Annotated in this window: 19 protein-coding genes; all 19 read right to left on the bottom strand. The window is 36.2% G+C overall.

Translation table 11 applies throughout. The annotated features are described in order from the left end of the window. Window positions 1-4: 4 nt before the first annotated feature. The 19 genes from LY60_RS03160 to rbfA all read right to left on the bottom strand — a co-directional run bounded on the left by LY60_RS03160 (window position 5) and on the right by rbfA (window position 20,289). Window positions 5-703: a flavodoxin family protein gene (locus LY60_RS03160; protein ID WP_145079911.1), complete on the bottom strand. Its 699-nt coding sequence runs from the start codon at window positions 701-703 to the stop codon at window positions 5-7. Between the two features lie 68 nt (window positions 704-771). Continuing rightward, complete coding sequence (locus tag LY60_RS03155; RefSeq protein WP_246145353.1) at window positions 772-1,554, bottom strand: 2-keto-4-pentenoate hydratase; 783 nt, start codon at window positions 1,552-1,554, stop codon at window positions 772-774. Window positions 1,555-1,583: 29 nt separating this feature from the next. Continuing rightward, window positions 1,584-3,017, bottom strand: a complete 1,434-nt coding sequence (purB, locus tag LY60_RS03150) for an adenylosuccinate lyase (protein WP_145079909.1) — start codon at window positions 3,015-3,017, stop codon at window positions 1,584-1,586. A 117-nt stretch (window positions 3,018-3,134) separates the two neighbouring features. Further along, a complete protein-coding gene (rny, locus tag LY60_RS03145; RefSeq protein ID WP_145079907.1) occupies window positions 3,135-4,673 on the bottom strand; it encodes a ribonuclease Y in 1,539 nt (512 codons plus the stop codon). 641 nt (window positions 4,674-5,314) lie between these two features. Continuing rightward, a complete protein-coding gene (gene recA, locus LY60_RS03140; protein WP_019226995.1) occupies window positions 5,315-6,346 on the bottom strand; it encodes a recombinase RecA in 1,032 nt (343 codons plus the stop codon). Window positions 6,347-6,519: 173 nt separating this feature from the next. Further along, window positions 6,520-7,074 carry a CDP-diacylglycerol--glycerol-3-phosphate 3-phosphatidyltransferase gene (gene pgsA / locus LY60_RS03135; protein ID WP_145079904.1) on the bottom strand — a complete coding sequence of 185 codons (555 nt, stop codon included), beginning with the start codon at window positions 7,072-7,074 and terminating at the stop codon, window positions 6,520-6,522. After that, window positions 7,061-8,398 carry a 30S ribosomal protein S12 methylthiotransferase RimO gene (rimO, locus tag LY60_RS03130; RefSeq protein ID WP_145079901.1) on the bottom strand — a complete coding sequence of 446 codons (1,338 nt, stop codon included), beginning with the start codon at window positions 8,396-8,398 and terminating at the stop codon, window positions 7,061-7,063. Before rimO ends, pgsA begins: the two co-directional genes overlap by 14 nt. Continuing rightward, the gene (locus tag LY60_RS03125; protein ID WP_145079898.1) at window positions 8,398-10,827 is read right to left on the bottom strand and encodes an FtsK/SpoIIIE family DNA translocase; all 2,430 of its coding nucleotides are present in this window, start codon (window positions 10,825-10,827) and stop codon (window positions 8,398-8,400) included. Before LY60_RS03125 ends, rimO begins: the two co-directional genes overlap by 1 nt. Before the next feature lie 87 nt (window positions 10,828-10,914). Then, window positions 10,915-11,829, bottom strand: coding sequence for a ClpP family protease (locus LY60_RS03120; RefSeq protein WP_145079895.1), 915 nt, complete (start codon window positions 11,827-11,829; stop codon window positions 10,915-10,917). A gap of 85 nt (window positions 11,830-11,914) precedes the next feature. Then, entirely contained in the window at window positions 11,915-12,148 is a 234-nt protein-coding gene (locus tag LY60_RS03115) for a YlmC/YmxH family sporulation protein (protein ID WP_019226990.1), read from the bottom strand. 19 nt (window positions 12,149-12,167) lie between these two features. Further along, window positions 12,168-12,599 (bottom strand): dUTP diphosphatase, encoded by a 432-nt coding sequence (gene dut / locus LY60_RS03110; RefSeq protein ID WP_145079892.1) that lies wholly within the window; start codon window positions 12,597-12,599, stop codon window positions 12,168-12,170. Next, window positions 12,589-13,869: a M16 family metallopeptidase gene (locus LY60_RS03105; protein WP_145079889.1), complete on the bottom strand. Its 1,281-nt coding sequence runs from the start codon at window positions 13,867-13,869 to the stop codon at window positions 12,589-12,591. The genes dut and LY60_RS03105 overlap by 11 nt, the downstream gene beginning before the upstream one ends. A gap of 18 nt (window positions 13,870-13,887) precedes the next feature. Next, window positions 13,888-14,046 (bottom strand): hypothetical protein, encoded by a 159-nt coding sequence (locus LY60_RS17945; RefSeq protein WP_170226093.1) that lies wholly within the window; start codon window positions 14,044-14,046, stop codon window positions 13,888-13,890. 268 nt (window positions 14,047-14,314) lie between these two features. Further along, entirely contained in the window at window positions 14,315-16,408 is a 2,094-nt protein-coding gene (locus LY60_RS03100; RefSeq protein ID WP_145079886.1) for a polyribonucleotide nucleotidyltransferase, read from the bottom strand. Between the two features lie 503 nt (window positions 16,409-16,911). After that, entirely contained in the window at window positions 16,912-17,175 is a 264-nt protein-coding gene (gene rpsO, locus LY60_RS03095) for a 30S ribosomal protein S15 (RefSeq protein ID WP_145079883.1), read from the bottom strand. A gap of 144 nt (window positions 17,176-17,319) precedes the next feature. Next, window positions 17,320-18,069: an FAD synthetase family protein gene (locus LY60_RS03090; protein ID WP_145079880.1), complete on the bottom strand. Its 750-nt coding sequence runs from the start codon at window positions 18,067-18,069 to the stop codon at window positions 17,320-17,322. Between the two features lie 15 nt (window positions 18,070-18,084). Next, window positions 18,085-18,957: a tRNA pseudouridine(55) synthase TruB gene (truB, locus tag LY60_RS03085; protein WP_145079877.1), complete on the bottom strand. Its 873-nt coding sequence runs from the start codon at window positions 18,955-18,957 to the stop codon at window positions 18,085-18,087. After that, the gene (locus tag LY60_RS03080) at window positions 18,957-19,961 is read right to left on the bottom strand and encodes a DHH family phosphoesterase (RefSeq protein WP_246145352.1); all 1,005 of its coding nucleotides are present in this window, start codon (window positions 19,959-19,961) and stop codon (window positions 18,957-18,959) included. Before LY60_RS03080 ends, truB begins: the two co-directional genes overlap by 1 nt. Next, complete coding sequence (gene rbfA, locus LY60_RS03075; protein WP_145079870.1) at window positions 19,912-20,289, bottom strand: 30S ribosome-binding factor RbfA; 378 nt, start codon at window positions 20,287-20,289, stop codon at window positions 19,912-19,914. Before rbfA ends, LY60_RS03080 begins: the two co-directional genes overlap by 50 nt. Between the last annotated feature and the right edge of the window lie 15 nt (window positions 20,290-20,304).

The raw sequence follows: 20,304 nt of genomic DNA, 5'->3' as shown, positions 1-20,304 counted from the left end.
TGAATTACCAGGGTCTTGCTCCTTCAAGCCATCCCTGTTCTTTCCAGTAATTGTTGTCAGCTGGGTTAAACCCTCCGCCCTTCTGAGCATACCTCATTAAGTAAAACAAAATTCTAACCTTTAAATTTGGTGTTACATTTTTTGATATGCTGATGATTTTTGAACTTATTTTTTCAACTTTTTTTTCAATTTTATCCTTGTTTTCTTTTTTTACTCCATCCCAGTTTATTGCTGCAACGCCTTTTCCAAACTTGAAGATCCTTCCCACTCCCCAGTAAGAAAGGCTGTCAATCATATCTGTATTTGTCTTCCTCATGCCGGCTCCCGCTGCAGTGGTAACAACAAGCGCCATTTTCTTGAACATTGTTTTATTTGGTCTGTGAACCATCCATTGATATGCAAAATGATCAAGCAACGTTTTCATCTGCCCTGAAGCATGATATGCGTATACCGGGCTTGTGAAAATCAGCAGATCTGCTTTTTCCATTGTCTCCTTGATTTTGTTCACCTGATCGAAATCCGGGCATAAATTTTCATTTTTCATGAAACATAAAGCACAGCCTCTGCAGAAATTTGACATGTCTCTGGGAAGAAAAAATTCAGTCACTTCAGTAATTTCATTTTCAAGTTTTTTTAAAAATAATTGAGCTATGTTATAAGTGCTTCCTTTGTGCTCAGTTCCATAAACAACAGCTACTTTCATTTCTCTCTCCTTATTATTTATAAATATTTATAAAAAGGGCAACAACTAATAGTCATTGCCCGGATGATTTATTTAAATGTCACCTTTACATTACCCAACTGGCTGAATTCAAAATTAAATACATCATTTTCACTTGCACTTGGAGCAGAAGTTATTGCTCCTGTAAGTATTAATTCACCTTTTTTAAGTGTTATACCATATTTCATAAGCTTATTAGCAAGCCATGCTACACTTATGGCAGGATTTCCTAGAACATCTGATCCCTTACCTGAATTAACTATTTCGCCATTTTTATACACTGTCATTTCAATATCCGGCAGCGACACATCATTAAGCTTTACTTTTTTATCTGATAAAACGTAACAGCTGCTTGAACCGTTGTCAGCAACAGTGTCAACAAGTTTTATTTTCCATTCCTTTATTCGGCTGTCTACAATCTCAATGGCAGCCATAACATAATCAGTGGCTCTGTATACATCTTCAACCGTAACATCCGGTCCTGCAAGGTCTTCTTTCAGAACAAAGGCAATTTCACCTTCTGCTTTTGGAGCAATTACATCCTTCATGAATACAATACCGTCTTTTTTGTTCATGCTCTCGTAAAGATGTCCGTAATCCGGTTCGCTTATTCCCAAAAGTTCCTGCATTGGTTTAGAAGTAAGTCCGATTTTTCTGCCCGATATTATTTCTCCTTCACCGACATATCTTTTTACATTCATAAGCTGAATTTCATAGGCATCTTCAACTGTAAGTTCCGGATATGTGTCGCTTAACACATCTATGGGTTCACATCCTGCAAGTGCGTTGTATAGTTTTTCTGCTGCTTCCTTTTTCATTGTTTCTCTATGCATTCAAGCCTCCAAGTATTATTAAAGCAATATTAAACGTTAAGCTCTATATTTACTCCCAGCAGTTCTTTGTTTTCTTCCAATATTGGCTTTATAGTTTCATTGTAGAACTCTTCAACCTGCTGAGGCGCCCTTCCTATATAATTGGAAGGATTTATAGTTGCATCTATTTCTTCCTTAGTCATGTTTATTATTTTACTTCCATACATTCTTTCTATGAGGTCATTTTGCTTTCCGAATTTTTTAACCTGTTCTGCAGACTGCATGGACAATACTCTTATTTCTTCATGAAGGTCCTGTCTGTTTCCGCCGCGCTTAACAGCTTCCATGATTATATTTTCAGTTGCCATGAACGGTAGTTCTTCAAGAATGTGCTTTTCAATTACTTTTTCGTTTACAACCATTCCATTGAAAACATTTATGGCAATTCCAAGCACTGCATCTGCTGCCAGGAAACCCTGTGGAATGCTCAGGCGCTTTATAGCAGAGTCATCAAGTGTTCTTTCAAGCCACTGTGTTGTTACTGTGTTTGCCATGTTTGCTTCATTTGAAATGATAAATCTTGAAAGAGAGGCGATTCTTTCACTTCTCATAGGATTTCTTTTGTAAGCCATGGCCGAAGATCCTATTTGGCTCTTTTCAAATGGCTCTTCTATTTCCTTCTGGCTCTGGAGAATTCTTATGTCATTGGTAGCCTTGTGAAGACTTTGCGCTATTCCGCTTAAAGCAGCCAGCACATAAAAATCTACCTTTCTTGTGTATGTCTGCCCTGTAAGCTTAAATGCTTCTTTAAAGCCCATTTTAGCGACTACAAGCTCTTCAAGTTTTTTCACTTTTTCACTGTCGTTGTCAAACAAGCTCATGAAACTTGCCTGAGTTCCTGTAGTTCCCTTTACTCCTCTTAATTTAACCATATCTATTACGTGATTGATTTCTTCATAATCAAGATATAAATCCTGAAGCCAGAGGCTTGCTCTCTTGCCTACAGTAGTAAGCTGAGCTGGCTGGTAGTGAGTGTAACCAAGAGCCGGTACATCTTTGTATTTCATGCAAAAATCTGACAATACAGCTATGACATTTACAAGTTTCTTTTTTATTAAAAGAAGTGCTTCCTTCATGAGAATAGCATCGGTGTTATCAACCACATACATGCTTGTTGCTCCAAGATGTATTATGGGCATTGCCTTTGGACATGCGGTACCAAAAGTATGTACATGAGCCATTACGTCATGTCTGAATTCTTTTTCTTTTTTAGCTGCAAGGTCGTAATCGATGTTATAAATGTTTGCTTTCATTTCATCTATTTGTTCATCAGTTATGTTAAGTCCTAATTCTTTTTCTCCTTCAGCCAATGCAATCCACAATTTTCTCCATGTGGAAAATCTGCTTTCATCTGAAAAAATGTAACTCATATCCTTGCTGGCATAGCGCGTTATTAACGGGTTTTCATACGTATCTCTTGACATTTAATCTTTCCTACCTTTATTCTTCATTCTTAATTCTTAATTGTTTTTATTTATTCTATAACTAAATTAAAAAGAAGTAAACAATAAATTTGTTTACTTCCGTACATTTCGTTTTATTTATTTTGCATATTCTGTTGCTCTTGTTTCTCTTATGACATTTACTTTAATTTGTCCAGGGTATTCCATTTCTTCTTCAATTTTCTTAACTATGTCTTTTGCAATGAGGATTATGCTTGCATCGCTTGTAACTTCTGGTTTAACTACGATACGAATTTCTCTTCCTGCCTGAATAGCAAAAGATTTTTCTACCCCTTCAAATGAATTCGAAATTTCTTCTAATTTTTCCAAACGCTTGATATAAGTTTCAAGTGTTTCTCTTCTTGCTCCCGGTCTTGCTGCTGATATAGCGTCGGCTGCCTGAACCAATACTGCTTCAACAGACTGAGGTTCCACATCTCCGTGGTGAGCTGCAATACCGTTAATTACTGCTTTGCTTTCTTTATACTTTCTAGCCAAATCTTCGCCTATTGTAACATGAGGTCCTTCAACTTCATGGTCAACTGCCTTGCCTATGTCATGCAATAAACCTGCACGCTTAGCCAATTTAACATCAGCGCCTAATTCAGCTGCCATAATTCCAGCCAAATATGATACTTCAACAGAATGTTTCAATACGTTCTGACCGTAACTTGTTCTGAATTTCAATCTTCCCAGCAATCTTACAAGTTCAGGGTGAAGACCGTGAACACCGGTGTCAAGAGTTGCTTGTTCACCTTCATCTTTAATTTGCTGTTCAACTTCTTTTTTTGCCTTTTCAACCATTTCTTCAATTCTTGCAGGATGTATTCTTCCATCTGCAATAAGTTTTTCAAGAGCTATTCTGGCAACTTCTCTTCTAATAGGATCAAATCCAGAAATTACTACGGCTTCTGGTGTGTCGTCTATTATTATATCTATACCCGTAAGTTGTTCAAGAGCTCTGATATTTCTACCTTCTCTTCCTATAATCCTGCCCTTCATTTCATCGTTAGGCAAGTCAACTACTGATACAGTTGTTTCCGCTACATGATCTGCAGAACATTTTTGAATTGCATATGTAACAATTTCACGTGCTTTTCTGTCTGCAGTTTCTTTGGCTTCTCTCTCAATTTCTTTGACTGCTATTGAGGCTTCTTGTTCCGCTTCCCTCTTGATATTGTCGATTAACATGTTCTTTGCATCATCTGTTGACAATCCGGAAATTCTTTCTAATTCCTCGACCTGCTTTTCATGAATCGCTTCTAACTTATTTTGCTTTGTTTCAATATCTTTTAGTTTCTTTTGAAGCGTTTCTTCTTTCTTTTCAACAAGCATACTTTTGGAGTCGAGCATTTCTTCTTTTTTAATTAATCGTTTTTCTGATCTTTGTAATTCATTTCTGCGTTCTTTGTTTTCTCTTTCGTACTCATTTCTCATTTTGTGAGCTTCATCTTTTGCTTCAACAAGTATTTCTTTTTTCTTTGTTTCGGCTTCTTTTGTTGCATCATCAACTATTCTTTTAGCTTCTTCTTCAGCACTACCTATTTTGCTTTCAGATATATTTTTACGAACTATAATTCCTACAATTATACCTATTATTGCGCAGATAATACCTACTATTACTTCTTTGAATAACAATTCAGCACCTCCCAATATTAAATTTTCAAGCTGCGAAATATATACATTCTTTACATATCACTATAGTATGAAAAATAAAAAATGTTTATCTTCTAAGTTATATTTAAATAGTAAAAGTTATTTCTTTATACTTGAATATACTATATTTTATAATTTTTTATGCCCAATGTCAAGATATAATGTTAAAGTTTGCAATTTTAGGCGTTTTATAAACTTCTGACTAGCTATGTCAGTTTACATATTTTTATTTCGGTAATCTTTATTTTGCAAGAATATGAATTTTTATATAATTTTTGGCGAATTGTTGCATAAAATAATTTGTTAATGAAATAAACATTTAAAAATATTGCGAACAATAAAAAGAGGCACATGAGTGCCTCAGGTTGATTATAAAGAATATATTTGACATTGTCATTCTGAGAGCTTGCTCGAAGAATCTCACGTTTCAACAAAGATGAGATACTGCAGTTTCGCACACAAATTTATTTATTCGCTAACGCCCATATAAATTTGGTGCTCATTGCGAATGACTACCGCTATTTTTCAGAAAAACACTTGAAAAATAGGGTTAGAGCAACTTTCACTATCGTTCAGGATGACAGCGTCCGAGTATGTCACAGTCTAAGGCATGTGAGTGCCTATTAATCATCTAAATCATTTTTTTCAGTATCGTCGGAGCTTAAATTAATGTCTCCCATTTCAAACTTTTCTCTTACTTTCTTTTCTATTTCTTCCATGAGCTCAGGGTTAGCCAGCAAAAATTCCTTTGAGTTTTCCCTGCCCTGACCTATCCTGTTGCTTTCGTAGGAATACCATGCCCCTGCTTTGTTAACAACATTGGCTTCCACAGCCATGTCAAGAATGCAGCCTTCCTTTGATATTCCTTTGCCGTATATAATGTCAAATTCAGCCTGTTTGAATGGAGGAGCAACCTTATTTTTCACTACTTTTACTCTTGTTCTGTTTCCATATACTTCATCGCCTTTTTTCAATGATTCGATTCTTCTTACATCAAGCCTCATTGATGAGTAAAATTTAAGAGCTCGTCCGCCGGTTGTTACTTCAGGATTTCCAAACATTATGCCCACCTTTTCACGGAGCTGATTTATAAATATGGCAACTGTATTAGATTTGCTTATGGCTCCGGCCAGCTTTCGAAGAGCCTGTGACATAAGTCTTGCCTGCAGACCAACATGAGAATCTCCCATGTCTCCGTCGATTTCAGCTTTAGGAACAAGAGCTGCAACAGAGTCAACAACTATTACATCCACAGCACCGCTTCTTACTAAAGCCTCTGCAATTTCAAGTCCTTGCTCTCCTGTGTCCGGCTGGGATATAATTAAATCTTCAATAGAAACTCCAAGTTTTTTGGCATATCCAGGATCAAGGGCATGTTCTGCATCTATGAATGCTGCTATGCCACCCCTTTTTTGTGATTCAGCTACTATATGTAATGCCACTGTTGTCTTACCAGACGACTCAGGTCCAAATATTTCAATGATTCTTCCTTTAGGTACTCCGCCGATTCCAGTTGCAATGTCAAGAGGCAGCGCACCTGTTGGTATGGATTCTATATTCAATTTGGCATTTTCTCCAAGCTTCATTATAGAACCTTTTCCAAATTGTTTTTCTATTTGAGCAATTGCCAGCTCAAGGGCCTTATCTTTTTCCATTTCACGACTCCTTCTTAGAACATTTGTTCTCTTTAATTATATATATATTTCTTTGCCTTGTCAACTAAAACTTATGTAAGTTATATAATTTTAAACGTTATGGTATTAAGATATTTAAAATAAAACAAAAACAATTTTTAATCAAAAACGCCTCAATAGAGGCGTTTCTGGCTTTAAGCCTTAATTACATTCATATTTTCATAAATATAAGTTGCACCTGAAGTTACTGTCAAAAGAACAACTACAGCAACTAATGGATTAACCCAGCCGTTTGTAAATGCAAAATATCCTGTGTAGTTAAATAAAACCACAACAATCAAAATCATCTGGAAAACAGTCTTAATCTTGCCCCATGGATTTGCAGCTATTGTAACTCCCTTGGAAGCAGCCAGGGTTCTGAAGCCTGAAACAAGAAACTCCCTGGAAATTATAAGCACAACAACCCAAGCGCTCATGTATCCCATTTCAACAAACGCAATAAATGCTGAAGCCGTCAGAAGCTTATCTGCCAAAGGATCCATGAACTTACCGAAATCAGTTACTAAATTATCTCTTCTTGCAATGTATCCGTCAATTGCATCTGTTACTGCAGCAGCTATGAAGATTAAAAGAGGCAAAAAGCGGAACACTCCCTTTGTAACATAAAGAAAAAATAAAAACAGTGGTATTGCCAAAACTCTGAGAACTGTAAGCTTGTTTGGCAAATTCATTTTTTTAAACCAATCCATCAACCACATCTCCTATCAAATCATATTCTAAGGCATCATTTATATTGACTTTGTAAATATTGCCTATAACAAGTTCTTCATCAGATGTTACATATACACAGCCGTCAATTTCTATGGAATCCATGTATGTTCTTCCCACATATATGTTCTCAACATCTTTTTCTTCAATGAGAACATCGTATGTTCTGCCGATTTTTGAAAGGCTGTTTTCGTAGGATATTCCAAGCTGAAGCTCCATGAGTTCATTGTGTCTTTGTTCCATAACTTCTTCATCAATCTGATCCGGAAGTCTGTATGCAGGAGTGTTTTCTTCTCTTGAATACTTGAATATTCCTACTCTGTCAAGCTTGTACTCCTGTAAAAACTGTTTCAGTTCTTCATGTTCTTCTTCAGTTTCACCAGGGAAGCCTGTTATGAGAGAAGTTCTGATTACAGCGCCTTCAACTTCTTTTCTAATTTTTTCAATTAAACCCTTAATCTCTTTACTGCTTGTGTTACGGTTCATTCTTTTTAATATTCTGTCGTTTATGTGCTGCATTGGTATGTCAAAATATTTAAGAAGCTTTGGATTGTTTTTAAATTCATCAATCAGTTCATCGTAAATATCTTCCGGATAGAGATAATGCACTCTTATCCATTGAACTTCTTCTATTTCCGATACTTTTTGTATGACTTCGTGAAGCTTTCTTTCATTGTAAACGTCAAGTCCATACTTGCTTGTATCCTGAGCGATAATAATTATTTCTTTTGCGCCGTTTTTAGCAAGTGATTTTGCTTCTTCAACTATGCTTTCTATTTTACGGCTCTTGTAAGGGCCTCTAAGCTGCGGTATTACGCAGTAAGTGCAGTTGTTGGAGCAACCTTCGGCAATTTTTAAATAAGCGTACCACTTTGAAGTCAAAGGGTTTCTGGGAAGATCCATATCGATGTCAAGCTGTATTTTAGTGTCGACAACCAGCTCTTTTTTCTTTTCATATTCATGGATGTATTCATCGATTTTTTCAAATCCGCTTGTTCCTATTATAACATCTACTTCAGGAATTTCCTTGGCAAGCTCTTCACCAAATCTTTGTGAAAGACAGCCTGTAACAACTATTTTTGCTTTCTTGTTCACATTGTTTTTTATGTCTGCTGCTGATATGATTGCATTTACAGACTCCTGCTGAGCGTCGTTTATGAACGAGCATGTGTTTATTATGATGTAATCTGCCTTGTCAGCATAGTCTGTAACTTTGTATCCTTTTTTTGTTAATATACCCAGCATGTTTTCTGAATCCACTAGATTCTTTGAGCATCCCAGGGAATGCATGTAAATTTTCTTCATTAATTTCCTCTCATTTCGTCTAATTCTTCTTTTGTTATAAGTACCTTACGTGGCTTGCTTCCTTCGTGCCCGCCCACAATGCCTCTTTCTTCAAGCTGGTCTATGATTCTAGCTGCTCTAGAATAACCAACCTTAAACTTTCTTTGAATGTATGAAGCTGAAGCCTGGCCGTCCTGAACAACCATTTCAATTGCCTGTTCCAGGAATTCGTCAGCATCTTCGTCTTGTACCTGTGCTTTTTCAATTTCTTCTATTATTTCGTTTTGTTTGCCTGTTTTTATTTCTATCTGCTGTTCCTTTATGCTTTCCACAACTCTTTTAATCTCATCATCTGATATAAATGTTCCTTGAATACGAACAGGCTTTGGAAGCCCCATTGGATGGTAAAGCATGTCTCCCTTGCCAAGAAGCTTTTCTGCCCCTCCCGTATCAAGTATAGTTCTTGAGTCTATGTGGGATGAAACAGCAAATGCTATTCTTGATGGTATGTTAGCCTTTATAACACCGGTTATAACGTCGACAGAAGGTCTTTGAGTTGCAATTACAAGATGTATGCCGCAGGCTCTTGCAAGCTGGGCAATTCTTGTGATGTATTCCTCAACCTCAGTGGAAGCAACCATCATGAGATCTGCGAGTTCATCTATTATTATTACAATCTGCGGCATTTTTTCGCCGTTTTCCCTAAGCATCTTTTCATTGTAGGTTTGAATGTCTCTTACGCTGTTAGCTGCAAAAACCTTGTAGCGGTTTGTCATTTCTGAAACCGCCCAGTTAAGAGCATTGGCAGCTTTTCTTGGATCCGTGACAACAGGTATCAATAAATGAGGCAGTCCGTTATAGACGCTCAGTTCAACTACCTTTGGATCTACAAGTATAAGTTTAACTTCATCAGGCTTACCCTTGAACAAAATGCTCATTATGAGCGAGTTGATGCACACGCTCTTGCCTGAGCCTGTTGCTCCTGCTATTAAAAGGTGAGGCATCTTGTCAATGCTGGCAATAATATTTTTCCCGGCAATGTCTTTTCCAAGAGCAAAAGGAATGTTTGAAGAAACTGCTTTGTATTCTTTTGACTCTATAAGGCTTCTTAAATAAACGCTGGTCTTGTTCCTGTTTGGTACTTCAATTCCTATGGCAGCTTTACCCGGTATGGGTGCTTCCATACGTATTTCTGAAGTTGCAAGGGCAAGAGCTATGTCATTTGAAAGCCCTGTGATTCGGCTTACCTTTATTCCCGGTGCCGGTTGAATCTCATATCTTGTTATTGTAGGACCTTTGTTTATTTGGGTGATATTGCACGGAATATTGAAATTGTTCAGCGTTTCAATAAGTTTTTCTCCGTCCTTCTTCAAATCTTCCTTATCCCCTTTTGCCTGCTGTGGAATAGGATCTAGAAGAGATGTTGGAGGAAGTTTATATTTGTCTGCCTTTACTCCTGCAATGTTTATGATGTCGTCAGTAATTTCTTTTGCTTCGAATTTTTCCTTACTCTTCTTATCTTCGGTTCTTTCCTGACTTTTATCTTCAACTGCTGCTATGTTGTCATGCATGTCATGAATTACCGGTTCTTTTGTTTCTGTCTTTCTGACTTGCTGAGCTTCCTGCAATAATTTTGCTTCATCTTTTTTATAGTCATCAAGCTTAAGTTGAGTAATTTCTGCTTTCTTACTATCAGAAGACGGGTTTAAATAATCGTAAATTTTTATGTTTTCCTGTTCCTCAAGTTCTTTTGTCTTTTTTTCCTGTTTTAATTGAGCTTTCTTTTGTGAATCTTCTGTTTCCGTAAACAAGAAATTGTATATAGCTCTCACAAATTTCTGTACATATCCAATTAATAGCTTAAAAATTCCAATTAAGCTCTGGTTTGTCAGAAGTATGAAAAATGAGAATAAAAGCGCTCCAAGAATTATATATGTTCCGTTTTTTCCCACCAGCTTAACAAAAATAAAAGTGAGCAGGTTTCCAATGAGGCCGCCGCCTTGATTGTTTATCCCGTTTTCTATGGATGATTTCATTATTTCATTAAAAGTGCTTGTTCCTGTGAGCAGACTGTAAATACTGCTGTTGGAAAGAGCTGAATACATGATGTAGCATGTAAAAAATCCAAGTACAGCAACAACCTGGTTGCTGTCATTAAATACTATAATATTCAATAAACGCATTATTCCTATTGTCAAAATAAAATACGGAAGAACTTCCGAACCCTTGCCAAAAACAGAATGGGTAAATAAGTTTATTGTCTTTCCTACAATGCCCGTCTGGTTTTCCTTGGATGTTACAACTATTAAAAACACAGCAAAAGCTACAATAAAAATCCCCATTATTTCTTTTTTAAGCAATTCAACATTGTCATTTTTCAATGACTTTGTGCTTGTACTTTTTTTTCTTACAGTTGCTTTTGTTTTATTTTCAGTTTGTGACTTAGCCATTTGATACAGCGTCCCCCTGTTTTTTCTAAATTTAATTATATCATATTACAACGTTAATCCGCAATGATTATTTGACTCTCAAAATCATCATGAGTTGCTATTTTTGTCGATTAAATCTCTTAGGATAGTCATGGCGCTGCTGAATCCACCTATCTCATCAATGAGCCCTATGTCAACAACTTCATCAGCATTTAATACTGTTCCCACATCATTAGCTATTTCATCCGTGTCATACATGTACTTAAGAAGAGCTTCCCTGTTTACCCTTGAATTAGAAACAATGAAGTTAGTGATTCTTTCCTGCATCTTCTGAAAATATCTGAAGGTTTGAGGAACACCTATTACAAAGCCATTTGTGCGTATGGGATGTATTGTCATAGTTCCTGTTGGTGCAATAAGAGAATATCTTGCTGATACAGCAAGAGCTGTTCCAATGCTGTGCCCTCCCCCAAGAACAAGTGATACTGTTGGTTTAGTAATGCTTGCAATAAGCTCTGATATGGCAAGACCAGCCTCCACATCGCCTCCTATGGTGTTTATAAGCAATAAAACTCCCTTTATCTGAGGGTCCATTTCAGCACCGATTATCATAGGTATTATGTGCTCGTACTTTGTTGTCTTGCTCTGTGGAGGAAGTGAATTGTGTCCTTCAATTTCTCCTATGATGCTTATAAAACAAATATCCTTCACAGGATTTATATCTGTTACGCTTCCCACTTCTTTTACATTTTCAAGCTGCTCATCAGAATTAGAATCATTTTTGTTGTTGCTTGAGCTGAACAAAAATGGATTTGCAGGCTCTTGATTGTTGTTTATGTTGGTTCTGCCGTCCTGATTTGTGTTGTCTTCGTACCTGTTGTTTGAGTTTTTATTAATGTTGTTTGAGTTTTGTCCTGAACTTTGTCTTTCGTTTTGATTGTTGCCGGAAATATTTGTTTTCATGCTTAAGTCCAAATTATTTAGTGCCACTTTATTATTAACTTGCATATTCTTGTTTTCCATATTACCTCCAAAAAAATAATCAGGTTTTTGATATCCTGATTATTCTTTGAAGTTTTGCATATTTTATTCACCGCATCATAAATTTCTATTCGTTTTCAATGATTATCATGTCACTGCCGATTTTTTTTATATTTTTCCACAATATTTCTTTTCTTTTCGGTTCCTTAAAAAATCCGAAATGTGATGAATTTCCGGAAATAAAACTGATTATCTCTCCTGTTTTTTCTTCAATAACCAAGTCACAGTCACCAAAAATCCCCAAATTTTCTCCTGTGTCCACGTTTATTATTTCCTTGCTGTAAAGTTCGCTGAGCTTCACAATATCCCCCCTTTTACAATTATACCCCTGTGTGGCCGAAACCGCCTGCTCCTCTTTCGGTTTCATTTAATTCTTCAACCAGTTCAAAATCTGCCTGTTCATGTTTGATAAATACCATCTGAGCAATTCTGTCTCCTGAATTGATGGTGAAGTCTTTTTCTCCAAGATTTATTAAAATAACCTTTATTTCTCCGCGGTAGTCGGAATCAATTGTGCCTATTCCATTAACAAGGCTTATGCCGTGTTTTATTGCAAGACCGCTTCTTGCTCTCACTTGTGCTTCATAGCCTTCTGGTATTTCAATGAACAGTCCAGTGGGCACAAGATGTCTTTCCATTGGCTTCAAAACAACAGGGCTTTCAACATTCGCCTGCAGGTCAACTCCTGCTGAACCTTTGGTTTCATATTCCGGCAATTTGAACGGATTGTTTTTTACAATTTTAATCTTCATATTTTTCTCCAAGCACTTTATTTATTTTATCTTCAATGTCTTTGTTTTTGTTCAGATTTCCTGTAAATGTTATGCTTAAACTATCAATGTCGAACAACTCTGCTGCAACATTTAAAACATCTTTCTTTTTAACGTTGTTGATACTTTCAATCACTTCTTCAGGATATTGTATTTCATTGTATAAAAGCTCTCTTCGCCCTATGGATGACATACGGCTGGAAGTACTTTCAAGGCCCAGTATGTAGTTTCCTTTAATCTGCTGTTTTGCCCTATTGAACTCCTCATCAGAGATGTTTCCATTTTTAATGCTTATCATTTCTTTTAAAATTGTCCTCAAAGCATCTTCTGCCTGATTGTAGGACATTCCAGCATAAATGCTGAAAATTCCTGTGTTGGAATAATTAGATACAAAGGAATAAATTGAATACACAAGCCCCTTTTTTTCTCTTACTTCCTGGAATATTCTTGAACTCATTGTCCCGCCGAAAAGGTTGTTCAGCACCAGAAGAGGATAGTAATTTTTATGGTGTCTTCCGATTGTCTTGTTTCCTATACACATGTGCAGTTGTTCTAAATCCTTGTTGACACCCACAACGCTTCTTTTGTATTCTGCTTCCGGATCAACATGCTTAATGTTGTCATTGTGCCAGTCCTTGAATTTCTCGTTGATCATCCGCACGAATTCTTGTTCGTCAAAGCTTCCTGCCACTGCAATAACAGTGTTGTAAGGTGTGTAGTTCTTTTTCATGTATTCCACAACTTTTTTAGTTGTGAATGTTTTTAAATTTTCTTCTGTACCAAGAATGTTGTAAGCCATAGGGCTGTTTTTAAAAATCAACTCTGTAAGCTTATCGTGTACAACGTCCTCCGGAGAATCTTCATACATTTTAATTTCTTCTATTACAACTGATATTTCCTTGTCTATTTCTTCCTGCTGGAACAAGGAGTTGAAAAACATGTCAGAAAGTATGTCTACAGCATCTTTTATATTTTCATCAAGCACCTTAACGTAAAAGCATGTGCATTCTTTGCTTGTGAAAGCATTGAGCTGACCCCCGAGGTTGTCAATATCTTCTGCAATTTCATTTGCCTTTCTGTTTTCTGTTCCCTTGAAAAGCATGTGTTCAATGAAATGAGACAATCCGTTTGTTTCTTCATTTTCATTGTTTGAACCCACATTAACCCAAATTCCAATGGATGCAGATTTTACATAATCTATTTTTTCCATCACAATTCTGATGCCGTTATCCAAAGTGTGTTTCTTAATCATATTTCCTCCAATATTTTATCATTTGCATTCTAAAAGCTCATAAGCATAAACCTCGCTTAAAAATCTCATCCTAGAGTTGCTGCACCTTGTAGCCAATAGAAGCACAATAATTGCTGCCATAAGAACTATTACTATAATTCTTCTGATAAACGCTATGTTATTTAAAAAAAATCTCATAAAAATCCCCCTTATAATAATGTATTATAAAAAGGGTCTATTTATGATTTGCCAAATAAATATTTTACTACATTCGTATATTATCAAATTTTTGCAAAAAATACAACTGTTTTATGTGTAATGAGATCCATGTTCACAATGTATTAGATTAACTGAAATAAAAGAACTTCTGCAGCAACTTAATTACTGGTAAAGAAGCGTAAAATTATATAAAATAAAAAATAACAAAATCAATGACCTTTGTCATGATATTGTTATCTTATAGTTGTTAGTTATTTTCAGTTTCTTTCAGAGCATCTTTTCTTGAAAGTTTGATTTTTCCTTGTTGGTCAATTTCAATTACTTTTACAAGAATTTCATCTCCCACATTCAGAACATCTTCAACTTTTGCAACTCTCTTGTCGGAAATCTGTGATATGTGAAGAAGTCCGTCTTTGTTGTCAGTAAGTTCTACGAAAGCTCCGAATGTTGCCAATCTTACAACTTTACCAAGTATAATTTCTCCGACTTCGATTTCTTTTACGATGCCTTCGATTATTTTCTTAGCTTTGTAAGCACTTTCAACATTTTCTGCTGCTATTAATACAGAACCGTCGTCTTCAATATCAATTTTAACTCCAGTTTCTTCAATAATCTTGTTGATTACTTTTCCGCCTGCACCAATAACGTCTCTTATCTTGTCAGGTTTAATTGTCATCTTGATTATCTTAGGAGCGTACTTGCTAACTTCTTCTCTAGGTTTGTCAATGCATGCAAGCATTTTGTCAAGAATGAATAGTCTTCCTTTATGTGCTTTTTCAAGTGCCTGGGTAAGAATCAATTTGTCAATTCCATGAACTTTCATATCCATTTGAATTGCAGTTATTCCTTCAGCAGTTCCGGCAACCTTGAAGTCCATGTCTCCCAAAAAGTCTTCCATTCCCTGAATATCAGTAAGAACAGCCACATCGTCGCCTTCTTTTATCAATCCCATTGCAACACCTGCTACAGGAGCTTTAATAGGAACACCGGCATCCATTAAAGACATTGTGCTGCCGCACACACTTGCCTGAGAAGTTGAACCGTTTGAGCTTAAAACTTCTGAAACAAGTCTTATAGTGTAAGGGAATACATCAACACTTGGAATAACAGGTTCCAATGCTCTTTCAGCCAATGCGCCGTGACCTATTTCTCTTCTTCCAGGTCCTCTTGAAGGTTTAGTTTCACCTACTGAGTATGAAGGGAAATTGTAGTGGTGCATGTAACGTTTAGAAGTTTCTTCGGAAATTCCGTCTAAAGTCTGTTCATCGCTGGAAACACCCAGTGTTGCAACTGTAAGAACCTGAGTCTGACCTCTTGTGAAAAGTCCTGAACCGTGAGTTCTTGGCAACAAGCCAACTTCACATGTAATTTTTCTTATTTCGTCTATTGTTCTGTTATCAGGTCTTATGCCTCTCACAAGTATGTTTTCTCTTACTTTTTCTTTTACGATTTTGTAAAGAGAATCATCTATGTCAGCTGCATTTTCCGGATATTTTTCAAGGAATATTTCTTTTGCCGCTGATTTGAAATTGTCTATTTTTTCTTGTCTTTCAAGCTTATCTTCAACAATTATTGCTTCATTAATAATAGGAGCAGCATATTCTCTTATTTCCTGTTCTATGTTTGCATCAGCAACGAATTTAACGTAGTCTGATTTTAATTTGCCCACTTCATTTTGAATTTCGCTTATGAAATCACAAATTTTCTTTATTTCTTCATGAGCAAACATTATGGCATCAAGCATAACAGATTCTTTGATTTCATTTGCACCGGCTTCAACCATCATTATAGCGTCTTTTGTTCCTGCTACAGTAAGATTTAAAACAGTTGCTTCTCTTTCTTTGCTGTTTGGGTTAACTATAAACTCGTTGTTAATGAGTCCTACGTTAACTGCACCAGTTGGTCCTTCAAATGGCACGTCTGAAATTGACAATGCAATTGATGAACCTATCATGCCGGCAATCTCAGGAGAACAATCCTGATCAACTGATAACACTGTTACTGTAACAGATACGTCATTTCTGTATCCTTTAGGGAACAACGGTCTCAAAGGTCTGTCAATCAAACGAGATGTAAGAATTGCCTTTTCCCCCGGTCTTCCTTCTCTTTTAATGAATCCTCCAGGAATTTTTCCTACGGAGTAAAGTTTTTCCTCATAATCCACACTCAGCGGGAAAAAATCTATGCCTTGTCTAGGCTCTTTTGATGCTGCCACATTGGCCATTATGACTGTGTCGCCATATTGTACAATACAGTTACCATTTGTAAGCTCTGCTATTTTGCCAACAGTAACTTTTAATTCTCTTCCGGCAAGCATGTATTTAAATACTCTTTCTTCCATTAGTACCTCCTTTTATATTTTTCTGTAAGGCTATTACCTCATTGCGTTTGACCTACCGCCATTTTTTTCTTCCTTCGGTCGAAAAAATGGGGTTAGGACAGGACATATCGCAGTTTCGTTCACCAATTTATCAGCTCCCTAACGGTCGCATAAATTGTGCAGTTTCATTCACAAATTTGTTTGCTCGCTGTCGCTCGCACAAATTTAGAATTCATTGCGGTTGAATTACCATCAATTTATCCTTCGCTATCGCTCGTATAAATTGGGTAAATCATACGGAACTCATTGCGTTTGACCTACCGCCATTTTTTTCTTCCTTCGGTCGAAAAAATGGGGTTAGGACAGGACATATCGCAGTTTCGTTCACCAATTTATCAGCTCCCTAACGGTCGCATAAATTGGGAACTCATTGCGTTTGTTCTACCAACGATTTCTCTTTCCCTAACGGTCAGAAAAATCGGGTAGAACATAAACAATAGAGCGGGTATCCCCCGCTCCTAAAATTATCTTCTTAATCCTAATCTTGCAACAATGCTTCTGTATCTTTCGATATCATTATCTTTTAAGTAGTTAAGAAAACCTCTTCTTTGTCCAACCATTTGCAGAAGACCTCTTCTTGAGTGATGGTCTTTTTTGTTTCCTTTTAAATGCTCTGTAAGGTTGTTAATTCTGAAAGTCAACAATGCAATTTGAACTTCAGGAGAACCTGTATCCTTCTCGTTGATTCTGTATTGTTCGATAATTTGTGTTTTTTGTTCTTTATTCATTTCATACCTCCGTGGTTTCTGTTTTATTTCACCATAATCCAAGCAATACGTTGAGGATTCGTAAAACTTAGGCTATGGAAACACAATAAATTCTACCATATTACATTATTTTTGTAAATAAAAATTTTGAATATTTACAATTATTTACAAAGCCTTGTCAAGAAAAACAATGTTCTCGTTTTTGCCTATAGCTTTGTCAAATGTGAGCACCGAACCTGACTTGTTGGTAACTATTGTAAGAACTGCCTTCTCATCACCTGCCAAAACAAAATATCTTCCATCGGCCGGTACAACAATGCTGCTCTTATTATCTACAAAACCTATGTTTTTATTATAATCCATTTCAATTTCTTCGCAATAAATTGTGTAGTTGTCAACTAACAAATTGTTGGCCTCATGAATTTTGCCTTCCTGTAAAAGGTTTCTCACAAGTGTGCTGCTGACAACAACCCCGTTGTATTTCACAGGATATATTTCTTCTACATCATATCCGTACTTGTCCGCAAACTCCTTAAGTGTGGAAATGCTGCCTGAGGCCTTGTATCCAAATGTAAAATTGTAGCCTACAACGATATTTCTTGCATTGAATCTGTCCACAAGTATTTCCTTTATAAACTGTTCCGGAGTATACTTTGAAATAACTTCATCCAGCTCAATTTCAACAACATCCGTGACGTTGTATAATTTGAGCAGATTTAGTCTTGTAGGGAGGCTGTTTATATACTTTATGTTGAATGTAGATTTTTTCAAATCTTTTTTTACAAATTTAAATGTTATTATTATGCTGTCTTCATTGGTTTCGCGGCTTAATTCAATCATCCGTCTGATAAGTGTGTCATGACCTATATGAATGCCGTCAAAATTACCAATTGCAATACATGATGCATTTTTCATATCTTCACCCGGCTTTTACATTAGTAACTTTTCTACTTTTATTATATTTTCATGCACTTTTTTTCCAATGCCCACAAGATTGTCTTTGCAGTATATGTAAAATTCATCACTTAATATACTGCTTGTGTCGGCCGGTATTTCATTGCCGCAAACAAGTCTGTCAAAATAAAGTTCATCTGCATCCACTCTTTCAAGGGGATATATGACATCCACCGGAATAAGGCATTCATGCAATCTGTTGTTGTCGTTTAAAAATTTTAGTTCATCAAGGGTTACAGAATTTTCGATATGTAAACCTTTTGCATTTGTTCTAACCAGTACACCCATATGTCCCAGAGTTCCAAGCATGTCACCTATATCATTGCAAAGTGTTCTCATATAAGTTCCCTTTGAGCATTTGATTCTCATGAGAACTCTATTACCGTCAAATTTAATTAGCTTTATTTCTTTTATATCAACAGTTTTTCCTGGTTTTTCCACTGCTATGTTTTGTCTTGCATATTCATAGAGTTTCTTGCCGTTTAACTTCACAGCCGAAAATGCCGGAGGAACCTGTAGCTGTTCTCCTTCAAAACATTTTAAAACTCTTTGTATTTCTTCATAATTTACGTGAACATTTTCTTTTTTTTCAATTGTTTTGCCATAGCTGTCCTGGGTGTCAGTTTTTTCTCCCAATATCATTTCACAGATATATTCCTTGCTTCCGTTCATGAGATATTCACTGAACTTTGTTCCCTTGCCCACACAAATAACAAGCACTCCTGCTACATTAGGATCAAGTGTGCCTGCATGGCCAACCTTCTTGGTATTTAATATTTTGCGCACGGAGCTTACAACATCGTGAGACGTCATTCCTGTAGGTTTTAAAATATTTAATATTCCGTTCATTATTCTCCAAAATATTCTTTAAAAGTATTAATCATTAATTTTTTAGTGTTTTCAACTGTGTCCTTAATCTCAAAACCAGCAGCTTTTTTGTGTCCTCCGCCTCCGAATTTCAGAGATATTTCAGAAACGTCAATATCATTTTTGGCTCTTAGGCTTACTTTTGTGTACATATCCTCTGTTTCTTTAAGAACACATGAAACTTCAACTTCTTTTATTTCTCTTATGAATTCAACCACACCATCAATGTCGCCCATTGATGCATTGTTAGTTTCAAGAATTTTCTTTGTTATGGCAGTAATGCCAAATTTGTTCCCATAGTGAAGTTCAATTCCCTTAATACAGTCAATAAAAGCTTTTACCACATTAGCAGGCTTCGAATTGTACACTTCGTTGTCAACATCTGAAACATCAACTCCAAGTTCAATGAGCTCTGAGACCTTTATGTGAGTGAGGCTGCTTGTGTTTGAATAGCTGAACTTCCCTGTATCTGTAAGAATGGCAACATAAATGAGTGTTGCAGTCTTCTTATTTATTTCCATTCCCGTCATTTTCATGATGTCGTACAAAAGCTCTCCCGTTGAACTCATTTCCGGGTCTATTATGTTTATGTCAGCAAAGCTTTGGTTTGTTTTGTGGTGGTCAATGCAGATTGTTTTTTTTGCTTGTTTAGTTACGTCTTTAAACTTACCAAGTCTTTCGGCGTCACTGCAATCAAGCATAAATAAAATATCATATGTGGTATGGTCAATTTCTTTCATTATTGCATTTTCTTCTGCAAATGCCTTGTAATTAAAAGGCACATCTCCATCAATAAAAACATCAACTTTTTTATTTAACGGTTTTAAAAATTCGTATAGGGCCATTACAGACCCTATACAATCTCCGTCAGGCGCCTTGTGTCCTGCGATGCCGATATTACAAGAATTATTTACAAGTTCAAATATTTCTTCTACATCATTCATCATCAGATTCATCTTCGACCTTCCTGCTTGCTTCTTCTTCAATAACTTTGTTTATCAAACTGCTCATATAAATTCCCTTTTCAATGGAGTCATCTTTTTCAAATATGAGTTCCGGAATTATGCGCATTTTTATTCTTTTGCCGATTTCTCTTCTTATAAATCCTTTGGCGCTTTGAAGAGCATCAAGTGTAGATTTTGTGTCACCGTATACTGATATAAATACTTTGGCGAATTTTAAATCCTCAGTAACATGTACATCAGTCACGCTTGTGAGCTCAGACAATCTTGGATCTTTAAGTTCGGTTCTGATTATTTCAGATATAACTCTTTGCATTTCACCTGACAATCTGCTGTTTCTTCTATTTGCCATGTTATACCTTCTTTC

This window comes from Sedimentibacter saalensis (assembly GCF_007830175.1).
Lineage (GTDB): Bacteria > Bacillota > Clostridia > Tissierellales > Sedimentibacteraceae > Sedimentibacter > Sedimentibacter saalensis.
Note: the sequence above shows the minus strand (reverse complement) of the source record. Positions and strands in the feature narration are given on the sequence as shown.

What these genes read in the sequence shown, in the direction of transcription:
- rbfA (WP_145079870.1), bottom strand. Translation starts at nt 20,289, where the DNA reads ATGGCAAATAGAAGAAACAGCAGATTGTCAGGTGAAATGCAAAGAGTT.
- dut (WP_145079892.1), bottom strand. Translation starts at nt 12,599, where the DNA reads ATGAAGATTAAAATTGTAAAAAACAATCCGTTCAAATTGCCGGAATAT.
- recA (WP_019226995.1), bottom strand. Translation starts at nt 6,346, where the DNA reads ATGGAAAAAGATAAGGCCCTTGAGCTGGCAATTGCTCAAATAGAAAAA.
- LY60_RS17945 (WP_170226093.1), bottom strand. Translation starts at nt 14,046, where the DNA reads ATGAGATTTTTTTTAAATAACATAGCGTTTATCAGAAGAATTATAGTA.
- rimO (WP_145079901.1), bottom strand. Translation starts at nt 8,398, where the DNA reads ATGAAGAAAATTTACATGCATTCCCTGGGATGCTCAAAGAATCTAGTG.
- pgsA (WP_145079904.1), bottom strand. Translation starts at nt 7,074, where the DNA reads ATGGATTGGTTTAAAAAAATGAATTTGCCAAACAAGCTTACAGTTCTC.
- LY60_RS03125 (WP_145079898.1), bottom strand. Translation starts at nt 10,827, where the DNA reads ATGGCTAAGTCACAAACTGAAAATAAAACAAAAGCAACTGTAAGAAAA.
- LY60_RS03120 (WP_145079895.1), bottom strand. Translation starts at nt 11,829, where the DNA reads ATGGAAAACAAGAATATGCAAGTTAATAATAAAGTGGCACTAAATAAT.
- LY60_RS03160 (WP_145079911.1), bottom strand. Translation starts at nt 703, where the DNA reads ATGAAAGTAGCTGTTGTTTATGGAACTGAGCACAAAGGAAGCACTTAT.
- LY60_RS03100 (WP_145079886.1), bottom strand. Translation starts at nt 16,408, where the DNA reads ATGGAAGAAAGAGTATTTAAATACATGCTTGCCGGAAGAGAATTAAAA.
- LY60_RS03155 (WP_246145353.1), bottom strand. Translation starts at nt 1,554, where the DNA reads ATGCATAGAGAAACAATGAAAAAGGAAGCAGCAGAAAAACTATACAAC.
- LY60_RS03105 (WP_145079889.1), bottom strand. Translation starts at nt 13,869, where the DNA reads ATGATTAAGAAACACACTTTGGATAACGGCATCAGAATTGTGATGGAA.
- truB (WP_145079877.1), bottom strand. Translation starts at nt 18,957, where the DNA reads ATGAACGGAATATTAAATATTTTAAAACCTACAGGAATGACGTCTCAC.
- rpsO (WP_145079883.1), bottom strand. Translation starts at nt 17,175, where the DNA reads ATGAATAAAGAACAAAAAACACAAATTATCGAACAATACAGAATCAAC.
- purB (WP_145079909.1), bottom strand. Translation starts at nt 3,017, where the DNA reads ATGTCAAGAGATACGTATGAAAACCCGTTAATAACGCGCTATGCCAGC.
- LY60_RS03090 (WP_145079880.1), bottom strand. Translation starts at nt 18,069, where the DNA reads ATGAAAAATGCATCATGTATTGCAATTGGTAATTTTGACGGCATTCAT.